Genomic DNA, 19,779 nt, shown 5'->3' with positions numbered 1-19,779 from the left:
TGTTAATGAATTTCTTTAAAAGCCTGCTACCCAAATCACTGACGTCGCGAATATTGGCGATGTTGTCTATTCTGATACTGACTTTTCTGACGACTGGCCTGGCTCTTTTTTATAAAAACCAACTGCTTCAGCATATTGAAGAGATACAAGACACCGCTAACATGCTGATCGAGGTTGCCGCGCAGGCTGTAGAGGAAAGTGTCGTCATCGGCGATTACGATACCATCAAAAGAACCCTCGAAAAAACCTTGGCCCGCTCACCGTTTCAGTCGGCCATGTTTATTGACCTGTCGGGCGGAGCCATTCGCCTGCAGGCAGCCAGTGCGCCTTTTGGAAGAGCCCCTGCCTGGATAGAGTCCGAAGTCGCGGCACGCTTATTCGATGTCAATCGTCCGATTACTATCGGGGGGAAAGATTATGGCGTGATGCGTCTGTCTTTCAATGCCGAAAAAATTGCTAGCGAACTCTATAACCTGGTGGTTCAAGCTACACTATTCGCTGTATTTTTTTTGCTGATAAGCTTGATTTTAATGGGGTTCATGATCAAGCGTTCACTTGCCCACCTAGGCAAGCTTCACTCTTATGAGGCAGAAATCGCATCAGGCGCAGTGGCCGCAGAAGCTATGTTGGTCGCGGATGCTCCCATGGAAATACAAGAGGCTATAAAAGCGGTAAACCGTACTGCCGCGAGTATGCGCAATCACTTTGGCCTGCGCATCGAATCGTTGATGAATACCTTGGTGCAGCATAAAAATGCCCTGGATGAGGTTTCAATCGTTTGCGAAGTTTCGGCCTCAGGACGTATCACCTACGTTAACGAACGATTCGTAACAAGCTCACAGCATTCGCGAGCTGAGCTTTTAGAGTTGACGATCGATGAAGTCTGGACCGGTATGTCTTCAGCCAATGAGCCATGGCAATGGGCACCTGAAAATGAGGTGTGGAACGGTGAGGTCCGGCTTTCAGGTCGCACCGGTAAGGAAGCATGGCATCGACGCACTATCATCCCTATTCTCGATGACATGGGCGGTGTTGAAAAATATATTTGCATCGATATCGATATTACAGATCGAAAAGAGTTTGAGGTCGCGATTCTGGATAATTCCAGGAGGCAAAACCTTATCGCCTTGTTTGGCCAGCAGGCATTGACAGAAGAAAACGTCAGTGCTCTAGGTGAACTGGCAGCACTGACGGCGGCGCAAGGATTGAAATTGAGCAAAGCAGCTTTGTTAGTCGTTGATCGAGTGAGTCATGGGATCATCCTCAAAGCGGAGGTTGGCTTGACCCACTTTGAAACCCACAGTGGCTATCATAATGATTTTTTGAACGGTACCGCTTCTTCTGCCGGGTCGGTCATTACTCCTGATGCGCCTGATAATACATACACGCTGCTTCCTGCTGAAACAGTGGATGCTTACAGCATTAGAAGCGGCGTAGAGGTTGATATCTCCTGCAGGGAAGTTTTCAAGGGCGTTCTCGGGGTTTATGCCAGCACCGACTACCCCTTTACCCGTGAAGATATTACCTACCTTCAAACACTTTCCAACCTGTTGGCAGCCGCGCTTGAACGGTATGACGCAAAGAAAAAGCTAACCTATCTGGCCGAAAATGATTCCCTCACCCATCTGCCTAATCGCTGGTTTCTCAGCAATTATCTGCGCGAGATAATCAGTCGGAAAACGTCAGCGCCGGATGCTGCAAGCGTCATATTCATAGATTTGGACAGATTCAAAGCCGTGAATGACACCATGGGGCATTCAGTAGGCGATCAATTGCTTATCCAGGCGGGTCGACGCTTGAAAGACTGCATTGATGAGAACAGCGTGGTTGCACGGCTGGGCGGCGATGAGTTTTCGATCGTCGTCACACACCAGGTTTATTCCGAGAGCCTTATCAAAACGCTTGCGACCCATGTTGTTGAGGCGTTAGGAAAACCGTTCAACCTTGGCGGCCAGGATATATTTGTTTCAGCGAGTGTAGGCATCGCCAATTATCCGTTTGACGGGCGTGACACGGGCGTTATCTTAAAGAATGCAGATACCGCCATGTACCATGCGAAAAAAAGTGGCCGTAATAACTTCAAGTTTTATAATTCCACGATGAACGAAAGTTTAACTAAACGTTTGCAAACTGAAACGCTATTGCGGGGTGCGCTTGAGCGCGATGAGTTTATTCTGCATTTTCAGCCGAAAGTCAGCCTCGTCGATGGCAGGATAAGTGGTTTAGAGGCGTTATTGCGGTGGAATCACCCAGAGCAAGGCATGGTTTCTCCGGCTGATTTCATCCCTATTCTTGAGGACACTGGCCTGATCATTCCGGTCGGCGAATGGGTTATCCGGAAAGTCTGTGAAACCCTAAAAAGCTGGGAAGAGCATAATATCAGGCTGGTACCGATCGCCATCAACCTGTCGGTCAGGCAGCTTCAGGTAAAAGGCCTGGCTGAAATCGTCAAGCATATCTTTGAAGAATACGGTATCAACCCCGCTCTTTTAGAGTTTGAACTGACCGAGTCGATGCTGATGATCGATCCCGAGTCGGCGGTTGAAATACTTCGGGACATAAAGTCGTATGGGATAAGCCTCTCTGTCGATGATTTCGGAACGGGATATTCCAGTCTGGCCTACTTGAAGCGATTTCCTCTTGATGCCCTCAAAATTGACAGGGCGTTCATAAAAGACATAACCAGCAATCATGAGGACGCCGCTATCACCAGGGCGGTAATCGTATTGGCGCACGAATTGGGTCTTAAAGTCATCGCAGAAGGCGTCGAAACAGTCGACCAGTTAGAGCTGCTTGTGACGTATGGCTGCGATCAAATGCAGGGTTATCTTTTTAGTAAGCCTGTCATCAGTGATGAGTGTGCTGCTATGGTTAAAGCGTCACGTAGTCTGGAGGTAAGGTTGTTTGAAAGTGGTGTTGCGTAACGTAGTATTGATAGCGTCTGCGAGACTGCTGTACTCAACTGCCACTTTTGACCGTATGCAGCGTTTCAGTGCCAAGCAAACGAAACCAGGAACATCACCTGACGGTGGATAACGCTATGAAGTCTCGGTGCCCCAGCTGTGGCCATATCCCCATCAGGATACCGCCTACTCATAAGTGCCCAGAATGCGGAGTCTTTTCTCACGAGTGGCTGATTTATGACTGGGAAAGCTTTGCCTCCTCCAGACGTCAGCACCTTATATGCAATATTCTGATCATCATCATGGCAGTCATTAACCTGGTCGCCTTGGTGACGTTTGAGTCCAGCAATGGCTTTCTCTGGGTGCTAAATGTTCTGTCTATTCCAGCCACGATCAGTTTGTTTGTATGCCTCAGTGATCTTCGAGGAAAAGCGGAGTACGAAGGGCATACCAGTAGCGCTGTTTTGCCTTGGTTTTCAGGATTCTCGGGATTCTGAACAGCAGTCACCAGACAATGGGTTTGTCGTTCCAGCCCCAGAAGGTCCCGCTGTCAGCCGGTCCATGTGCTCCTAACACCTCAATAATGCGATCCGCCGAGAACGCCGGTTCGAATAGTTGCCCATCAGGCACGTTCGCCTGGAATGGCTGAGACAGATCTGTGTCAGTCGTGCCTGGATGTATGGCCAGGACAGTAGAGGCAGGGTTCAAGCGTTTCAACTCGATACTGGCCGTGTGCAGCAACTGGTTGAGCGCCGCTTTGCTGGCTCTGTAGCTGTACCAGCCACCCAGTCGGTTATCGCCAATAGAGCCAACCCTCGCGGAGAGCGCCGCGAACGTTGAAGGTTGTTTGCGCAATAACGGGAGCAGGTGTTTAAGCAGCAGGATCGGAGCAAAGGTGTTGGTCACAAAGCTCGCTTGCAGGCTCGCAAGCGTCAGTTGTGCCAGGCCCTTTTCTGCTTTTGCGCCATCCTGATGAAGAATGCCCAGCGTACTGATGACGAGGTTCAGATGTTCACATCCTTCAAGCGTCTCGCTCACGAGAGCTTCGAGGGATTGCTCATCACGCGCGTCGCAGTCGACTCGTTTCAGGCGTTGGCCATAGTGCTCTGCAAGCTTTGCCAGTTCCGTGGAGGTGCTGGCTTTTCGCGCGACTGCCCATACCTGCGCCACATCATCGCGAGCAAGCAAAGCCGCGCACAGTGCCAGGCCGATACCTCGGCTGGCTCCGCATACCAGCACGTGAGCGTCGCTGTTCAGTTCGGGTATCACACTCATAAGGCACCTTTGAGGAGCATGGCTGAAGTATCTTTTATGACTTCGGAACACGGCATGACGTTCAGATAAGCGGTTGCTGACAAGTGGCCTCAGCTAATAGCAGCACTATGCTGAATCGTCACTTTGACTCTCTCGGGAATGCTCGCCCTCTGAATACAAGGTGATTGTAAAGGACCTTGCCATGACTGCTTTTGCGCCGACGTCTGGACGATGGCCCCGACGCTACAACTCGGTTGCGATTAACCAAACGTAACGCAACGCTTCATGAACCCAGATTTTTTTCAAAATAGACGCGTTTGAAGCCGTGTTCGGTACGCAGCGCTACTTGAACATACCCAAGCCTGGAGTAAATCGAGAGGTTGTCGGTCATCTTCTCGTTGGTATAAAGATGCACCGCGCTCATACCTAGCTTTCGGCCCGCGTTTTCACAGAAGCTGATCAGTGATTTCCCGACTCCGCGTCCAGCGGCGCTGGGCAGGACGGCGACATTCTCCAGAAGGACATAGTCGTCCTGATTATAGAACACCACAAAACCCTGAAAGGTTGCGTCTTCATCCGTCGCCACGTAGACGATCCCTGCTGCGATCTGCGCTGCATAGTCGGCAGTCATTGGCGCGGGTTTGCGATTGATCTCGGGAATATAGCGAGCATAGGCTTTTTCAGCGCACTGCCTGATAGCAGGCTCATCTTTTGTCTCGGCTGGCCGGATCATGAGGGGCTCTTTTACGAGGGGCAAGGCATGGGTTTGATACTCTGGCAGACCCTACTCCATAGGCATACAGCAGGCAGTTAATTCGAGCGTCATCGGAGTCGATGAGTAGGGTTTGTGCCTTTCGCATTCAGCAGGTCCAGTGCGCAACTCAGAATACCGTTTCCCGATTGCCCAATGGCTGACCCTGCCTGGCCGTCAGCTTTTGAGGTTTCGCGGCATTTGGTTATGGATTAGCCTCTTTGCCAAGCGTGAGCATGTGATAGGGCATTGGCTCATTATCATGAGTTCTGAACACGCCTCATCATGGAGATATCATCATTTATGGAAAATAAACTGGTTTCCAAGACAGCGGTCGTCACCGGCGCGGCTCAAGGCATCGGGGCCGCCATTGCAAGGCTCTTTGTGCAAGAAGGTTGCTTCGTTTACGTCACTGATATTAACGACGACCTTGGTAATGCGGTTGCAAGCTCGTTGGGTAGTCGCGCCTGCTTTCTGCGTCTGGATGTGCGGCATGAAGAGGATTGGCAACGATTGGCCGCGCAGATTTCAAATCAAGGCCGGAGTTGGAATATCCTCGTGAATAACGCGGGCATTACCGGATTCGAGAATGGCGCTGAGCGGCATGACCCGGAACATGCAAGGCTGGAAGATTGGCGGTCGGTGCATCAAACTAATCTCGACGGTGTATTCCTCGGATGCAAATACGCCATTCGCTCCATGCGCCAGTCAGGAGCCGGTTCCATCGTCAATATTTCCTCTCGCTCCGGCCTGGTTGGCATTCCAGGTGCCGCAGCGTATGCGTCGTCCAAAGCTGCCGTTCGCAATCACACTAAAACGGTGGCGCTTTACTGCGCCGAACAAGGACTGAGCGTTCGATGCAACTCGATTCATCCGGCGGCCATCCTTACCCCCATGTGGGAACCCATGTTAGGTGGCGATGCCGGTCGCGAAGAGCGAATGGCTGCGCTGGTTCGAGACACTCCGCTCAGGCGATTCGGAATGCCTGAAGAAGTGGCCGCTCTGGCCTTGTTGCTCGCGTCGGATGACGCCACGTATATCACGGGCAGTGAGTTCAACATTGACGGTGGTCTGTTGGCTGGGACGGCTGCGACTCCGGCAATCCTGAACGACAGCGAAACCCAGGACATTAAGATCGCGCCTGCGAAAGACAGTTTTTGACCGATAACTGCCTGTCGCAATCGGCAGCGTTCGGCCAGGAGCGAACAGCGCTTAACCGTCTTCAACCAACGCAAAATACCAATGCGGCACTTGGCTAAATATAATTCGGTTTTCAATGTTTTCGCATGATGGTCGGCAACCTTTGGCCAGATGCTAAAAATGGAGCTGTCGTGATTCCGGGATACCGTCTTCGCTTTTACTGTCTCGTCGGCGCGCTGTTTTGTCTGGGTTGCGCCTGGATGACAGCCCAGGCATTGAGCGACGCATTCACTTACGCGCAATTCGATGCCATGACGGGGCCTCGCGGGCATAGAATCAAGGAGCACCTGGTTTTTACAGACCACCCATGGCGCTTTGGCTGGTTTTTACTCGGTAATCTTCTGAGTTGTGTAGGGTTTGGGAGCGCAGGATCAGTGATGACATGGGTAGTACTGCGGGGACGGCGGGCGTTCAAGCGTTGGCCGGAAGGCATGTGATACTCACTGAGGGACCTCCGCTCTGGAAATTCTCCTGTAACGCTCTACGACGGCCACCCTAGCCCACCGACTGCCTTCGACCCAATGTTGCCGGCGGCAAAAGAAAGAAAACGGTCAACAGCCCCGCTCAGTCCAAGTATCCTTTTCGGCCAGCAGTCGAGGGCCAAAGGTTCTGATAGGGTAGAAATTACCACCTGTTCGAGAACCGCAGTCAATGAGAGTTATTCGTAGCAAAGATTTCACCGCCACTCGCGCTTGGGGGGCTGACGACATCGCTAATATGGATGGAACCACCGTCCGCCTCCACTGGACCGACCAGCCCTATAAGTGGCATGTCAACGATGGTGAGGAAGTTTTCGCAGTCCTCGACGGCACGGTAGACATGCATTATCGCGAATCAGGCATTGAACGAGTCGTGACATTGTTGGTTGGCGACGTGTTTTACGCTGGGGCTGGATGTGAGCATGTTGCACATCCTCGAGGAGAAGCACGGATTCTGGTTATCGAACGTGAGGGCAGCGTTTGAGTTGACCAGGCTATCGCTCGTCATTACCTATCCATGCTTATGGAAGTGTCTTCCGTAAACTGAACAGCGTTTATGGTAAATCGCGCCAGCTACAGGCTTGGCTGAGAGATGAGGATTTATATGACGACGCCCGGCGAATATATTTCACCTCCGCCTGGCCGAACGTAGTGCTGGAGCTTAAGACGGGGCCTAGCCCTGCACTGAGAGAATGGGGCCAGCGCGGCGAATTACAGGCGGCCGTGGTGGCCCAGTTAAAGGGGGGAAGTCGGACCGGACATCCAAGTGTTGATGTCAACTACGCCGGTCTGGTCGGTCCGAGGAGTACCACGGTGGCGCTCGATGATCCATTGCCTTTGGCCGTCCACACCGTGCAATGCTGTTACCGCGAGGCCATGACCGAATCGCTCAAGGTGTCAGGTCGGCGCTCGCGCATCGTGCTGGAAAGTCACTCCAGTCAGGCGGTCAAAGCGTGTGTGGAGGCAGGACTGGCTGTTAGCTTGATCGACCGTAGCAAGGTAACCAAGCGCATGCAGATCCTCGAAGGAATGCCGGTTATTCCGGATCACGACATAGTGCTCGTGCGCGGCGCTGCCTCTCGTGGAGATGAGACTGTGGAGTTGCTGGCGCGCGGCCCGAATAAAGGCGTGTGGTCATGCCCCACATCTGTCGAAAGGCAGCGCAACTGATCTGCTGCAAACGGTTAAGGTACTTTCGAGCAAATTGAATCAGCTTATGATCCGTGCGTAATAGTGGGTGTGACCTGCGGTGGTCTCCAATGTCTGCTTCTGACCGGAAGCACCGCCCAGCATCAACTGCGTTTGGCCGATCTCGGGCTGTGTCGACAGACGGCCACGAGCCAGCATCTGGCTCCTGCTTCGCGAGTCGGCTTGAGCGCAAATATAGACGCCGGACAGCGCCGAGCGCAGTCCTTTCCCATCCGATTGACAGACTCCCGCAGGTTCATTGTAATGGCCGACGTTTACGGACAACGCAAGGGACCTGCCATGACCAAGACGCCATCTTCTGGCCGGGGCGATCTGCTCCGCGCGCTGATTTTCATCCCGCTGGGTCTGTGCCTGCTCTACCTCACCGTATGGCTAGCCAACGACCGGCTTGGCTTTCTGGCCCACGCGCAAAGCGCCGATGGGCATGTCAGCGCCCTGAACGCGGGCGGCAGCCATCCACAAATTGACTTCACCGACGCCACGGGCCAGGCAATCAGTTACCCCGAGAGCGGGTTTATATTCGGCTACGCAGTAGGCGACTCCGTAACGGTGTTCTACCGCGCCGAAGCCCCCTCCCGCACCGCGATCATCAAAGATCATGGCGCGCTATGGGGCGCTAACCTGCTGACAGGCCTGTTCGCCATCGTGTTCACCGCAGGAGGCGGCTACCACATGGCCGCATGGATTCGCCGCCGCCAGATGACGTAACCCCTATAAGGAAATTCACATGCAAATCCCATTACCTGTAACTGTAAGTGACTGGCGCTACAAGACGGCCAGCAGCGGCGGATTGACCGTCGTGTTCGCCGCCGCTGCGGGTGGCGCACTGACCCTGATCGACCCCAAAGGGGTCGACCAGCAGTTTCGTTATGGTTCGGTCGGCGTGGGCCTGGGCATCGGCGCGCGCCTGCCGCGGTTCGGCAAGGTCAACTTGCACGTGCGGGGCAAGAGCGTCGGGGCAGCGGGCGCAACCGAAGACTTTCCAGCATTCGGCCAGGTGCTGGTTGCAGACTCGATCGCTGCCCGTGGCCTGCTCCGCGAGGACTTCCAGGGCGCTTGTGTATTCATTGAAGGCGGCGTTGGCCTGCTAGGTGGAGCCAGCGGCTCGGCCATGCTGTTCGGTCTGGACCCCAAGCTGCTGGCCATGACCGCCGCCACACTGACGCCGATGGGCAGCCTGCTCCTGCCTCACGACAGCACCGTCCGCCTGCTGCGCTCAGCCAAAGGCGTGATTATCGCCGCAGGCCTTAACGTCGGGCTGCAAGCGGGAGCCGGAGCGACCATTTCACTGGGCGGGTTGTTCTGATCACTGGCGCTCGCGGGCGCTGAGCCGATCAAGAACAGAGACATCCGTTCATGCTCGGCCAGCGCGGCCATGACGTTTATTCCGCTTGATGCTTCGGCTCAGAATGTGCCGATTGCGGGATACCTACCAAAGCCTCCAGCGATATCTCCGGTGAAAAGACGTCTTACGCTGGCGTTATTAACCAATCTCGGTTTTGCGTCAGCGACGCCACACCCGCCCTTCGCTGTTCACCACCCAAGGTGATTGGTCAGCAACGATCTGCACCCCGCCAACCCAACGATCTGCTGGGGCGTAATCCAGCCAGTTAATCTGCTCACACAGTGCTTGCTCACCTAATACGGTGATTCGAAGAAGGTGCTTCTGCCATACGCCCCCAGGCTGCTCGTGCACCAATGGGTGTGGCGCATTGATGAGCGGTCGCAGCAACGAATGGAACATCAGATCGCCCAGATAAGGCAGGGGCTCATAGCTCATCATCAGATGGTCGAAAGCCTTGGCGGCGGACACCTCGCCATGGTCAGCGAGGATGCGCAACGTCAAACGTTGCGTCAGACTCAAGCCATCGTTAACGCCGGGAAGCTCTTGCAGCTGCCTTGCCAAGGCAGGCCCGAGTAGCGGCAGCACGGGATGCTGTTGTGCTGCAAGGCGCGCCCATTCGCTCGGGTCTGGCGCGGTGTAGGCAGCCCACGCTTCACGCCCCAGAGCCAACGCATCCTCTCCGAGCGAACGCCGTTGCGGCCAGAGCCAGGCGAGCAGATCGGGGGCGAGTTGGCCAATGCCGATAAATCGCTGCACGCCTGGCACCCGATTGGTCTCGATCAATTCAAGCCTGCGCGGCAAGGCTGGCAAACTCGCCAGTAGCCGTATCAGAAACAGTTGGTCGTAAGCGTCGCCCTCGCACCACAGCACCAGCTCGCTGTCCGCATCCAGTTTTGCCAACGCGTCGCGCTGTATGGCTTGGCGCTGTCGACTATCACGAGGAGACAGCCCAAATGCCTGCTCCACGAAAGCCGCTCTTACTGACCAGTAGTCATCGTCAGGTAATGCGGGGACCGGGCCCATGACCATCGGATCATCAAACATATGAAACGAACCCGAGAAGCCAGCGATCCGCAGGCTGTGCTCGATGTCGTTGCCGCAACGCCAGTGCTGGACAGCCGCTTCGCTCGTTGCAGCGAAACCCGGATGTCGTGCGGCGAACGCGACACTCTCGGCATGAGCGATCAGCTTGGGCCAGCTGGCAAAACCGGCTTCTCGAGCTACCAGCCACTGCGTGTCGGCAAGGCGATAGTCGGGGCCAGACAAGCCGAGTGCGTGCAACTGCGAGCGAGCATCGTCAGCTTCGTTGTTTTGCAGTGCCTTCAAAAGACGCTTGGCGCGCTTGCGCAGCGAAGGGAGATCAAGAAGACCGTGATGACGGGAAGCATTTGTGGCGGGCATGCCAACTCCTTACAGGGCTCGGTCCGCCGACAAGCCGGGAGCTGGAATGAGAAATTGAAAACGCATGCCTTGGGTAACCCCTTCGCGCGGACCGCAGGCGCAGCAGACGCCCAGGTGCTGACTTTAGCGGGAAGGATGGGGGGAAGCAAAGCCTGTAAAGAATCCGATTTTGGATTGGCTGGGAGAAACGGCTAAAAAAATGAGGGTGAGGACGCGAATAGTGACGACAGACCGCTTTTGACCAGAAGCGGTCAGTCATTTGTCTAAAGATTGCGGCAGTGAAACGGGATAATTACACCAGCTTTCTAAGTACGCATACCCATCCAGATTACCGCCTCAGTCCATGCAGTCACCATCGGTGTCAGTACCCTGAACCAGGGATCGCGCACATCAATCTGCGCTGCCGAGTGGTCATGATGGTGCTGCTCATCCTCCACAATCGACGTAATGGCCGCCACCGCGTGGAGATCGATATCGCCCAGCACATCAAGTTGATGAGCCAGGTGCTTGAGCACCACACTCTCAACTGCGACGGTAGTAGCAACAATGGCTTTGCGGCCACAGATGCCAGTAACCAGGCCCAACGCCAGACCGCCTATGCCACACAACCAATAACTACGGCAGCGGGGATACCCGCGACGTTGCAGCTCCTCCTGAAAAACCATCCGATGGCGGCGCTCGTGGGAGAGAAACTCTTTGAGTTCATTCACCATGCCGGGAACAAAAAGCCGGGCCATAAGCAACTGTCCGCTGTAGATACAGATCGCACCATGCTCGCCAGCATGGTCGACCTTCATCATGCGGTTGCCGAGGTCTTCGCTCTTAGCCGTGTAGTCTGGTGAATTCACATTGAGATTTCTTGTTCGAGGGGCTTGGTCATCGGGCAGGTCCTTGCTCTTTAGCTGGTATCGTGCTGTAACACCAAGCAGATAAGCAAGTGAGCCCACAGCACGCCCCCTCACCATCTTCGATCTGGCCGATCTTTAAGCAACTGACAGACCGCTTTGGATCGCGGCCACTCACAAGCAACCACATTCGGCCAGAAGCGCATTAACACGATCACCAGCAACTACACAAAACCCAGGCAAACAACGCATCAAAATCAAACAAAAAACCGCTCCTTCAACGGCACCAACGCCGCCCCGATAGCCGCCGCATCTCCATTGGTCTCACTCAACAACAACTGAGGCCGTGGTGGCGGCGCGTTATAGCGATGGGTCCCCCAGAAAGTAGTCGCGGCGATCAGCCGCCTTCCCAACTCGGGTGGCAGTTGCCCGCCGAACACCACAGCCTGGGGGTCGAACAGCCCTGCCAGTGCGTTGACCAGTCGGTCCAGCGTTGGCTGGATGCGTTTCAGCCAGGCGTCCACACCGGGCCAATCCGGGTCGAAGCGCGAGCGCAGGTCTTCGATTGAATCGACCTGCACGCCATTCTGATGCAGCTCTTCCAGTAGGTAGCGCAAGGCCGGGCGATTTATCGACTCCTGGTCGTTGTACAGGGTGATCTCGCCCGCGTTGCCGTGGCTGCCGAAATACGGTTTGCCGTTGATGACCACGCCTGCGCCGAAGCCGAAGTTGAACGACAGGTAGATGAAGTTGCTGGCCCATGCACCAACGCCCACCAGGCTTTCGCCGATAGCCGCCGTGGTGGCGTTGTTTTCCAGCCAGACCGGCATGCCGAAACGCGCTTCGAGGACTGGCTGCAAGTCCATCAATGACCAGTCGCGCAGCGGTTCTGGCGCGTTGATCTGGCGGTTCTGAAGGAAAAACCCGGCGATGGCGAAGCCGATCCCTATGACCCGATCCGCTTCGATGCCGTTGCGCTGAAGCATCCGCTCGATGGTTTTTTCCAGCGCATCCAGCGTGCTGTTGCGGCTCAGCGGCGGCGTGCGCAAGGTGACCTGCTCCAACACATTGCAGCCCAGGTCGGCGACGCAGACCACGGCCGAGTCGGTGTTGATCGAAACGCCAATGGCATACACCGCTTCATTGACCAGTTCGATGCGCGGGCTGGGCTGGCCACGGCCATTCTTCACGCGCTCGCCGCTGCGCAACAGCCCGCGACTGATCAGCTCTTCGATCAGCCGGTGAACCGACTGCTGCGCCAGGTCCATTTCGGCAGACACCGTGGCGCGTGTGATCGCGCCGCGCCGCCGAAGGATGTCCAGCAATTTGCGTTCATTGAGGCTCAGTAGCGAGTGCGGCTGCGTTTGGAGGTCGAGAGGCATGGAATCAACATGTCGGAAGAGGATTAAAACAGTCGGCGTGTGGAGCAGTGTATCGCCCGTCGCCGATTACACACTTCAATCATGAACATTTGATAAAAACCTGACAGGTCACAAATACTACACACAACCTGTATTAAATGACACTCAGTTCCTGTGAGTGCCCTCATGCCTGTCATCCATAAATTTCTGTCCGTGCTGGTTCTGCTGCCACTCGCCGCCCATACCCTCGCCGCGCCAGCCGAGTTCTGGTACAGCCATAGCGGCGCGGCAGGCACTGCGATCGCCGACCTGTGCAAAAGCTTCAATGCGCCGCGTGAAGAGGGTGATCGCCTGCACTGCATTCGTCAGGGATCCTACGAGCAAACGTTGCAGAAGACGGTGGCAGCTTATCGGGCGGGCATCGGCCCCGCACTGGTTGAGATTTACGACGTCGCCACTCCGGACATGTTGCTGGGTGGCGCCACACAGCCTGTCGAAACGGTAATGGCCAATCATCAGAGGGCCTATGCGAGCGACACTTTTCTGCCCGCGTTGCGCCGCTATTACGCGGACGAACATGGCGCGCTGGCGGCCCAGCCTTTTGCCGCTTCAACAGCCGTGCTCTACACCCATCGAAACGCTCTGGCCGCAGCAGGCATCCAGCAGCCGCTCGCCACCTGGGAGGCATTTGCCACGGCCTTGCGCGCGCTGAAGAAAAACGGTCACGCCTGCCCTGTCGCTACTCAGTTCGCGCCGTGGATCTGGCTGGAACAAACCAGCGCGGCGCAGGGCTCGAATGTCGCGGTAAGCATCGACGGAGCTGATCGCTACCAGTTCGACACAGGCACACACCTGCGCCTCATGAATGACCTTGCGCAATGGACTGCCGAGGGGCTGGTTCGCTATGAGGCCTCGACCCGTAGCGGTCAGCAGGCGCTGGCGTTCGCCACCGATGATTGCGCCATGCTGCTCGACTCGACCGGGGCGTGGAATGTCATGCATGGCGAGCTTGAGTCCGATATCGACGTGACCCCGCTGCCGATTTACGCCAACACAACCCGCAAGGCCAATGTGCCCGGCGGCTCCTCGCTGTGGGTGATGCGCGGGCACTCAGTGCGGGATTATCGGCTGGTTTCGGAGTTTCTGGCGTTCGTGCTGCTGCCGGAAAACCAGAGGGTGTTTAGCGCACGGACCGGTTACCTGCCCGTCACTCAGGCTGCCGCAGCTACGTTGCGATCAACTGCACAGAAGCCTTCGGCAATAACGGTCGGCCTGGAGGCTCTCAGCGATATCGACGGCCAGCCGTCTGCGCCCTTGCGCTGCGGTTTCATCACATTGATGCGCCTGATCTGGTCGCAAGAAATGGAAAACGCGCTGGCAGGCCGACAAAGCGTTGATCACGCGCTACGCCAATCAACCTTGCGAGCCAACGAATTGCTCGGGCTGTTTCAACAGATGCATCAGCCGCCCATCAGCACCCCATCAAACGAGGCGACACCATGAAGCCCCGCGCGTACTTTCCGCAGCCGCGTCTGGCACTGCTGTTTGCCCTGCCGCAGTTGCTGGCGCTCGGGCTGTTTTTCTACTGGCCTGCGGTCCAGGCACTCTGGTGGTCGTTTCATCTGGTGCCGCCCTTTGGAGGCCATGAGGTATTTGTCGGCCTGAGCAATTACTGGCGTGTTCTGAACGACCCCGGCGTCCTCGCGTCGCTGGGCTCGACGCTGGTGTTCAGCCTGTCGAGCGTGGTGCTTTCGATCCTCATCGCGCTGGTGCTTGCTCTGTGCCTTGAGCTGAAATTGCGCGGCAACGCCGTGTTTCGCAACCTGCTGATCTGGCCCTACGCCGTATCGGGCGCCACCATCGGTATTGTCTTTCATGTGCTGGCCAATCCGGTGATGGGCATTTTTGCCTGGCTCAACGTCATCGCGCCCGGCACCTGGGCGCCCTACGCCAACCCGGTGCAAAGCATGCTATTGCTGGTTGTGGCCTATGCGTGGTGCCTGGTGCCGTTCAATTTCGTGATGCTGGTTGCGAGCCTGAAGTCGGTGCCGGACGACTACCTCGCTGCCGCAGCGCTGGACGGTGCCGGTCCGTTGCGGCGCATGCTGGATATCCAGTTGCCGCTGATCGCGCCGTATCTGCTGTTCGTGTTTGTTATCGATCTGCTGGAAAGCCTGTCCAACAGCTTCGGCCTGGTCGACACCCTGACTCACGGTGGGCCGGGCGATACCACCAATGTGCTGGCCTACAAGATTTACACCGACGGTTTCATGGGGCTGGACCTGGCGGGCTCATCCACGCTTTCAGTGCTCATGCTGCTGGCAGTCGTGGTACTGAGCGTCGTCCAGTTCAAGCTCATGCTGCACTTCAAGCGTCGCGGGGTGAAAGCATGAGCGAGCACAATCGGCTGTTCAACGCAGGCGCCTACCTGCTGCTGACACTGGGGCTGATCTTCGCGCTGGGGCCCTTGTACATGGCGGTCTGCTCGGCAACCGTCAGTAATGCGCAGCTGTTCAGCCAAGGCCTGGCGGTGATACCCGGCGACCAGTTGCTGGTGAATCTGCAACAGGTGACCCGGCGTCTCGACCTGTTGCGCTTGCTGGGCAACAGCCTGCTGGTCGCGACCCTGGTGGTAATCGGCAAGCTGACGCTCTCGGCGTTGACGGCCTTTGCCGTGGTGTATTTTCGCAGCCGTTACACCTCAGTGATTTTCTTCGCCGTGCTGGGTGCGCTGCTGCTGCCGCTGGAAGTGCGCATCATCCCGACCTACTCCGTGGCCAGCGATCTGCTCGGCCCGGTGCGCAGCGTATTGCAATGGCTGGGTGTTCAGTGGCTGCCAGTGCCGACCATCAATTTGCTCGATAGCTATCCCGGCCTTGCCCTGCCGCTGATTGCCTCGGCCACCGGCACGTTTCTGTTCCGGCAGTTTTACCAGACCCTGCCCGCCGAACTGGTTGAAGCCGCGCGCATGGACGGCGCCGGGCCCTGGCGCTTTTTCGTCGACATTCTGTTGCCGCTGTCGAAGACCAATTTCGCGGCGCTCGGCACGCTGGTGTTTATCGGCGCTTGGAAAGACTACCTGTGGCCGCTGGTCGCGACTAACCGTGAGGACATGCGCACGCTGGTACTGGGCGTCGCCAGCTTCCTGCCGACCGATACAACCCAGGTCCCCGAATGGAACCTGCTGATGGCCGCCGCCGTGGTCAGCATGCTGCCCCCTATCCTCGTCATTGCGTTTATGCAGCGATGGTTCGTCAAAGGCCTGATTGGAGTCGGTAAATGACCGCGCTCACCCCCATTGCATGCGCTCCGGATATTGTCCTCAAAGGCCTGCAAAAACGTTACGGTGCCGGAAATATCCTTGACGGGCTCGACCTGACGTTCAAGGCCGGTGAACTGAGCGTCATTCTCGGCCCGTCCGGCTGTGGCAAGTCGACCTTGCTGCGCCTGGTGGCGGGTCTGGAAGACGTCAGCCAGGGGCACGTGCTCATGGGCGGCCGGGATGTCACCCGCTTGCCACCCAAGGAACGCGGCTGCGCCATGGTGTTCCAGAACTACGCGCTCTACCCGCACATGAGCGTGGCCGAGAACATTGGTTATGCGCTCAAGCTGGCGGGTATTTCCCGCAAGGATCGGGAACAGCGCATTCGGGCATGTGCCGCCTCATTGGGGCTGGAGGACCTGCTGCAACGCAAACCCGGAGAGCTTTCGGGTGGTCAGCGCCAGCGAGTTGCCATCGGCCGGGCGCTGATCCGCAAGCCGCCGGTACTGTTGTTTGATGAGCCACTGTGCAATCTGGACAGCGCGCTGCGTCACGACATGCGCTTGCTGATCCGCAACCTGCATCAGCAGACCGGCGCGACGATTCTCTACGTCACCCACGATCAGACCGAAGCCATGACGCTCGCCGACCGGGTGATGATCCTCAACAAAGGGCACGTCGAGCAGGTGGGTACGCCCGCCGATATCTACGCTCAACCGGCCAGCACCTTTGTCGCCGGCTTCATCGGCACACCACCGATGAACCTGCTGCCGGTGAACTGCCTGGACGACAACGTCCTGATGCTCGCAGATGGACAACGCCTGCCCATCAAGTTCGGGGTTGCCTCCAACCGGGTGGGCAAATGGTTGATCGGGCTGCGACCTGAAACCTTCACGCTGAACCAGGAGGGCGTTACGGCAACCGTGGAATCCACGGAAAACCTGGGCAGCCATAGCTTGCTGTATTGCCAACTGGCCGGCACCCGCTGTGTGGTCAGCCTCGCCGGACGCCAGTGCCTGACGCCCGGCACTCAGATTCGCCTGGCAATCAGCGACACACCTTCGTTATTCGATATCGAGAGTGGCCAGCGCCAACTCGCGTCCTTTTCTCAACCCGCCAAGTGACCGTCCATGCCTAAACAATCCCCCATCGTCCGCTCACCGCTGATCGCTCATCGCGGTGCCAAGGCCTATGTCCCGGAAAACACCCTGCTGGCCCTCGAAAAAGCGGCCGAATGCGGTGCCGAGTGGGTCGAGATCGACGTGAAACTGACGCGCGATGGTCAGCCCGTTGTCATTCATGACGACCTGCTGGACCGAACCAGCAACGGCCGCGGCGCGGTGGTGCTGCATGATCTGGATGCCATTCGCACACTGGACGCGGGCAGTTGGTTCGCACCTGAATTCGCCGGCCTGCAAATCCCCACGTTCGAAGAAATCGTGGCCTGCGCCCTGCGCTTGAACCTCGGGCTGCAGGTCGAACTCAAGCCGACCATCGGCGACGACATCGAGACCGCAGAAGTGGTCATGCCGATCCTCAAGCGACTGTGGCCAGCCGACAATGACAGGTTATTTGTTTCCAGTTTTTCAGTGCGCTCACTCACCGCCGCACGCCGGTTATGGGCCGATGTACCGCTGGCAATAGCCTCGATCGTTACACCTGCTGACCCAGCCGCCCTGCTTGCCGAATATGACTGCCGGATACTTCATGTACTTGACGACATGCTCGATGACCATCACCTTGTTCGCCTGAAAAGCAGCGGCGTCGAATTCGCCGTGGCTACCATCAACAGCCCGAAACGCGCGCGCTACCTGCTTGAAAACGGCGCGCAATCGATTCTCAGCGATTACCCGGACCTGTTGACCCTGCCAAACGGAGGCTGCCTACAATGAACAACCGACTCAGCGTCGCCATGCAAGCCGTAGAAAACGCCACAGGCCTGGCCATGGCGTATTTCAACGACCGTCACACCCTCGACATCACCACCAAAAGCGCGCAAGACCTCGTCTCCCGCGCTGACTTTGAAGTTGAACAACTGCTGCGTGCAGAACTGAGCAAACACTTCCCCGACGACGCCATCCTTGGCGAAGAAATGGGCGGCGAATTCATTACCGACGGCTGGGTCATCGACCCTATCGATGGCACCGGCAACTACCTGCGCGGCACCCCACTGTGGGGCATCGCCGTCGCTTACATGTCGGCAGGCGTGCCCGAAATCGGCGTCGTCGCCTACCCGGCACTGGGTTACACCCTCGCAGCCCGCACGGGCGATGGCTTGCTACGCAACGGCGTCCCCTTCGTACGCCCACAACCGCCAGAACACCTGCGCATCGCCGGCATCGGTGAAAACACCCGCTGGGACGCCGAAGAGCTGGGCAAACTGCAACTGAGCCTGCGCCAACAAGGCTGGGGCCTCGCCGGCTACCGCTGCGCCACCATCGGCCTGGCCTTCGCCGCGCTGGGTCAGACGGACGGCTACATGGAGAAATTCACCAGCCTGTGGGACATCGCTGCAGGTGCCGTGATTTGTCGCGAGGCCGGGTTGTTGTGTGAGATTGAGGGTGAGCAGAAGCAAGGTTCGATGACAGTGATGGTTGGAGGTGAGGAATTGATGGGGATTTTTGCGGGGTGATATCGGTCTGGACCTAAGCCCGCGGCTTGCCACCGTTGGCGCGGTTGAACAGCCGATGCCGGGAACGACCCGCTGCGCCTGTACGTCAGACCTGTATCGACTCACTGAAAAGGTACAGCGCAATGGACAAGACAATCACCGTGGACCAACTGGCAACCACTGACCTTGGACCGATCAACGAGATATGGCTCGGCGGGACCCACACCCAGCTATGCCTGTGGCGTGGCGAACAAGTCTTCACCCACGACATGCTCAGCGAGGGCACCCATGATCAGAATGTCCGGCGCCTGTGCTTGCAGCTGGTCAACCCCGACGATCAGGCAGCGGTGGCAAGCGTTGAGGTCATCGTGCGCGAGCGGCTGGAACAGCTTGAGAGAGAGGGAGAGTTTTATCCGGCTGAGAATGTGGACACGCATCAGTAATCAGTAATCAGTCTGGTTGTACATCTCCCACGTGATCGGCGCGGTGCATATTCTGCTTTTCCCAGAATACAAAAAGCCCCAAGCGTTTCTGCATTGGGGCCTTCAGGAGGAAACTTTACGCGTTGACTCCGGGCTATATCCTAGAACGGAATATCATCATCAAAGCTATCAAAATCAGCAGCTGGCTGCGGCGCTTGTTGTTGCGGCGCTGGGCGCGAGTCGCGTTGTTGTGGCGGCTGCTGGTTGTAGTTCTGCTGAGGGGCGGACTGCTGCGGCGCCGATTGCTGTGGGCGCGACTGCTGTGGACGAGGTGCGGACTGGTTGTAGTTGCCACCACCGCCCTGACCTTGTTGAGCGTCGCCCTGTGGACGGCCGCCCAGCAGTTGCATGGTGCCTTGCATGTCGACGACGATTTCAGTGGTGTAGCGCTTGATGCCGTCTTTTTCCCACTCGCGGGTCTGCAGCTTGCCTTCGATGTAGACCTGCGAACCCTTGCGCAGGTATTCGCCGGCGATTTCGGCAACCTTGCCGAACATCGAAACACGGTGCCATTCGGTCTTTTCGACTTTCTGGCCGGTCTGCTTGTCAGTCCATTGTTCGCTGGTTGCCAGACTCAGGTTGGTCACGGCGTTACCGTTAGGCAAGTAGCGAACTTCGGGATCCTGGCCGCATGTACCGACCAATATGACTTTGTTAACCCCACGGGCCATAACGT

At 56.9% G+C, this 19,779-nt stretch carries 20 protein-coding genes; 13 read left to right on the top strand and 7 right to left on the bottom strand.

Annotated elements, in window-relative coordinates:
• Nucleotides 1–5: 5 nt before the first annotated feature.
• Entirely contained in the window at nt 6–2,924 is a 2,919-nt protein-coding gene (locus I9H07_RS02855; RefSeq protein ID WP_236424522.1) for a putative bifunctional diguanylate cyclase/phosphodiesterase, read from the top strand.
• Nucleotides 2,925–3,407: 483 nt separating this feature from the next.
• On the opposite strand, the gene I9H07_RS02850 is transcribed toward I9H07_RS02855, so the two are convergent.
• Both I9H07_RS02850 and I9H07_RS02845 read right to left on the bottom strand, forming a co-directional pair.
• Nucleotides 3,408–4,178 carry an SDR family NAD(P)-dependent oxidoreductase gene (locus I9H07_RS02850; protein WP_236424524.1) on the bottom strand — a complete coding sequence of 257 codons (771 nt, stop codon included), beginning with the start codon at nt 4,176–4,178 and terminating at the stop codon, nt 3,408–3,410.
• A gap of 262 nt (nt 4,179–4,440) precedes the next feature.
• Entirely contained in the window at nt 4,441–4,890 is a 450-nt protein-coding gene (locus I9H07_RS02845) for a GNAT family N-acetyltransferase (protein WP_236424526.1), read from the bottom strand.
• 321 nt (nt 4,891–5,211) lie between these two features.
• Here I9H07_RS02845 and I9H07_RS02840 point away from each other — a divergent pair, with 321 nt between their 5' ends.
• From I9H07_RS02840 to I9H07_RS02830, 3 genes are all read left to right on the top strand, one after another.
• A complete protein-coding gene (locus I9H07_RS02840) occupies nt 5,212–6,069 on the top strand; it encodes an SDR family oxidoreductase (RefSeq protein WP_236424528.1) in 858 nt (285 codons plus the stop codon).
• A 690-nt stretch (nt 6,070–6,759) separates the two neighbouring features.
• On the top strand, nt 6,760–7,071 hold the full coding sequence (locus I9H07_RS02835; protein ID WP_024672289.1) for a cupin domain-containing protein: 312 nt from the start codon (nt 6,760–6,762) through the stop codon (nt 7,069–7,071).
• 29 nt (nt 7,072–7,100) lie between these two features.
• Entirely contained in the window at nt 7,101–7,757 is a 657-nt protein-coding gene (locus tag I9H07_RS02830; RefSeq protein WP_329606353.1) for a LysR substrate-binding domain-containing protein, read from the top strand.
• Nucleotides 7,758–7,796: 39 nt separating this feature from the next.
• Here the strand turns inward: I9H07_RS02830 and I9H07_RS02825 are convergent, their stop codons facing one another.
• Complete coding sequence (locus I9H07_RS02825) at nt 7,797–7,934, bottom strand: hypothetical protein (protein WP_236424532.1); 138 nt, start codon at nt 7,932–7,934, stop codon at nt 7,797–7,799.
• 141 nt (nt 7,935–8,075) lie between these two features.
• On the opposite strand from I9H07_RS02825, the gene I9H07_RS02820 reads away from it, so the two are divergent.
• The gene (locus tag I9H07_RS02820) at nt 8,076–8,504 is read left to right on the top strand and encodes a DUF3592 domain-containing protein (RefSeq protein WP_058392933.1); all 429 of its coding nucleotides are present in this window, start codon (nt 8,076–8,078) and stop codon (nt 8,502–8,504) included.
• A gap of 19 nt (nt 8,505–8,523) precedes the next feature.
• A complete protein-coding gene (locus tag I9H07_RS02815; RefSeq protein WP_032606098.1) occupies nt 8,524–9,102 on the top strand; it encodes a hypothetical protein in 579 nt (192 codons plus the stop codon).
• Between the two features lie 198 nt (nt 9,103–9,300).
• Here I9H07_RS02815 and I9H07_RS02810 read toward each other — a convergent pair whose 3' ends face one another.
• The 3 genes from I9H07_RS02810 to I9H07_RS02800 form a co-directional block, all read right to left on the bottom strand.
• Nucleotides 9,301–10,542: a DUF1835 domain-containing protein gene (locus tag I9H07_RS02810; protein WP_236424533.1), complete on the bottom strand. Its 1,242-nt coding sequence runs from the start codon at nt 10,540–10,542 to the stop codon at nt 9,301–9,303.
• Between the two features lie 305 nt (nt 10,543–10,847).
• Complete coding sequence (locus I9H07_RS02805; RefSeq protein WP_235181163.1) at nt 10,848–11,489, bottom strand: 3-demethoxyubiquinol 3-hydroxylase; 642 nt, start codon at nt 11,487–11,489, stop codon at nt 10,848–10,850.
• A gap of 155 nt (nt 11,490–11,644) precedes the next feature.
• Nucleotides 11,645–12,769: an ROK family transcriptional regulator gene (locus tag I9H07_RS02800; RefSeq protein WP_058392153.1), complete on the bottom strand. Its 1,125-nt coding sequence runs from the start codon at nt 12,767–12,769 to the stop codon at nt 11,645–11,647.
• Nucleotides 12,770–12,934: 165 nt separating this feature from the next.
• Here I9H07_RS02800 and I9H07_RS02795 point away from each other — a divergent pair, with 165 nt between their 5' ends.
• The 7 genes from I9H07_RS02795 (at nt 12,935) to I9H07_RS02765 (ending at nt 19,064) form a co-directional block, all read left to right on the top strand.
• Nucleotides 12,935–14,251 (top strand): extracellular solute-binding protein, encoded by a 1,317-nt coding sequence (locus tag I9H07_RS02795; protein WP_236424535.1) that lies wholly within the window; start codon nt 12,935–12,937, stop codon nt 14,249–14,251.
• Nucleotides 14,248–15,141 (top strand): carbohydrate ABC transporter permease, encoded by an 894-nt coding sequence (locus tag I9H07_RS02790; protein WP_024672281.1) that lies wholly within the window; start codon nt 14,248–14,250, stop codon nt 15,139–15,141. The genes I9H07_RS02795 and I9H07_RS02790 overlap by 4 nt, the downstream gene beginning before the upstream one ends.
• Nucleotides 15,138–16,031, top strand: a complete 894-nt coding sequence (locus I9H07_RS02785) for an ABC transporter permease subunit (RefSeq protein WP_058392156.1) — start codon at nt 15,138–15,140, stop codon at nt 16,029–16,031. The genes I9H07_RS02790 and I9H07_RS02785 overlap by 4 nt, the downstream gene beginning before the upstream one ends.
• Nucleotides 16,028–17,134 (top strand): ABC transporter ATP-binding protein, encoded by a 1,107-nt coding sequence (locus I9H07_RS02780; RefSeq protein WP_058392157.1) that lies wholly within the window; start codon nt 16,028–16,030, stop codon nt 17,132–17,134. Before I9H07_RS02785 ends, I9H07_RS02780 begins: the two co-directional genes overlap by 4 nt.
• 6 nt (nt 17,135–17,140) lie before the next feature.
• A complete protein-coding gene (locus tag I9H07_RS02775) occupies nt 17,141–17,902 on the top strand; it encodes a glycerophosphoryl diester phosphodiesterase (RefSeq protein ID WP_024672278.1) in 762 nt (253 codons plus the stop codon).
• Nucleotides 17,899–18,642 (top strand): inositol monophosphatase family protein, encoded by a 744-nt coding sequence (locus I9H07_RS02770; protein ID WP_024646126.1) that lies wholly within the window; start codon nt 17,899–17,901, stop codon nt 18,640–18,642. The genes I9H07_RS02775 and I9H07_RS02770 overlap by 4 nt, the downstream gene beginning before the upstream one ends.
• 122 nt (nt 18,643–18,764) lie before the next feature.
• Entirely contained in the window at nt 18,765–19,064 is a 300-nt protein-coding gene (locus I9H07_RS02765; protein ID WP_236425057.1) for a hypothetical protein, read from the top strand.
• Between the two features lie 140 nt (nt 19,065–19,204).
• Here I9H07_RS02765 and I9H07_RS02760 read toward each other — a convergent pair whose 3' ends face one another.
• A complete protein-coding gene (locus I9H07_RS02760) occupies nt 19,205–19,774 on the bottom strand; it encodes a single-stranded DNA-binding protein (protein ID WP_024646123.1) in 570 nt (189 codons plus the stop codon).
• Nucleotides 19,775–19,779: the final 5 nt, after the last annotated feature.

Source organism: Pseudomonas syringae, assembly GCF_023278085.1.
Taxonomy (GTDB): Bacteria; Pseudomonadota; Gammaproteobacteria; order Pseudomonadales; family Pseudomonadaceae; genus Aquipseudomonas; species Aquipseudomonas syringae_Q.
Note: the sequence above shows the minus strand (reverse complement) of the source record. Positions and strands in the feature narration are given on the sequence as shown.

Bases quoted from the DNA above. Each gene is read 5' to 3' on its own strand.
- I9H07_RS02780 (WP_058392157.1), top strand. From the start codon at position 16,028: ATGACCGCGCTCACCCCCATTGCATGCGCTCCGGATATTGTCCTCAAA.
- I9H07_RS02810 (WP_236424533.1), bottom strand. From the start codon at position 10,542: ATGCCCGCCACAAATGCTTCCCGTCATCACGGTCTTCTTGATCTCCCT.
- I9H07_RS02815 (WP_032606098.1), top strand. From the start codon at position 8,524: ATGCAAATCCCATTACCTGTAACTGTAAGTGACTGGCGCTACAAGACG.
- I9H07_RS02850 (WP_236424524.1), bottom strand. From the start codon at position 4,178: ATGAGTGTGATACCCGAACTGAACAGCGACGCTCACGTGCTGGTATGC.
- I9H07_RS02760 (WP_024646123.1), bottom strand. From the start codon at position 19,774: ATGGCCCGTGGGGTTAACAAAGTCATATTGGTCGGTACATGCGGCCAG.
- I9H07_RS02800 (WP_058392153.1), bottom strand. From the start codon at position 12,769: ATGCCTCTCGACCTCCAAACGCAGCCGCACTCGCTACTGAGCCTCAAT.
- I9H07_RS02765 (WP_236425057.1), top strand. From the start codon at position 18,765: ATGGACAAGACAATCACCGTGGACCAACTGGCAACCACTGACCTTGGA.
- I9H07_RS02845 (WP_236424526.1), bottom strand. From the start codon at position 4,890: ATGATCCGGCCAGCCGAGACAAAAGATGAGCCTGCTATCAGGCAGTGC.
- I9H07_RS02835 (WP_024672289.1), top strand. From the start codon at position 6,760: ATGAGAGTTATTCGTAGCAAAGATTTCACCGCCACTCGCGCTTGGGGG.
- I9H07_RS02790 (WP_024672281.1), top strand. From the start codon at position 14,248: ATGAAGCCCCGCGCGTACTTTCCGCAGCCGCGTCTGGCACTGCTGTTT.
- I9H07_RS02825 (WP_236424532.1), bottom strand. From the start codon at position 7,934: ATGCTGGCTCGTGGCCGTCTGTCGACACAGCCCGAGATCGGCCAAACG.
- I9H07_RS02820 (WP_058392933.1), top strand. From the start codon at position 8,076: ATGACCAAGACGCCATCTTCTGGCCGGGGCGATCTGCTCCGCGCGCTG.
- I9H07_RS02840 (WP_236424528.1), top strand. From the start codon at position 5,212: ATGGAAAATAAACTGGTTTCCAAGACAGCGGTCGTCACCGGCGCGGCT.
- I9H07_RS02795 (WP_236424535.1), top strand. From the start codon at position 12,935: ATGCCTGTCATCCATAAATTTCTGTCCGTGCTGGTTCTGCTGCCACTC.
- I9H07_RS02775 (WP_024672278.1), top strand. From the start codon at position 17,141: ATGCCTAAACAATCCCCCATCGTCCGCTCACCGCTGATCGCTCATCGC.
- I9H07_RS02785 (WP_058392156.1), top strand. From the start codon at position 15,138: ATGAGCGAGCACAATCGGCTGTTCAACGCAGGCGCCTACCTGCTGCTG.
- I9H07_RS02855 (WP_236424522.1), top strand. From the start codon at position 6: ATGAATTTCTTTAAAAGCCTGCTACCCAAATCACTGACGTCGCGAATA.
- I9H07_RS02770 (WP_024646126.1), top strand. From the start codon at position 17,899: ATGAACAACCGACTCAGCGTCGCCATGCAAGCCGTAGAAAACGCCACA.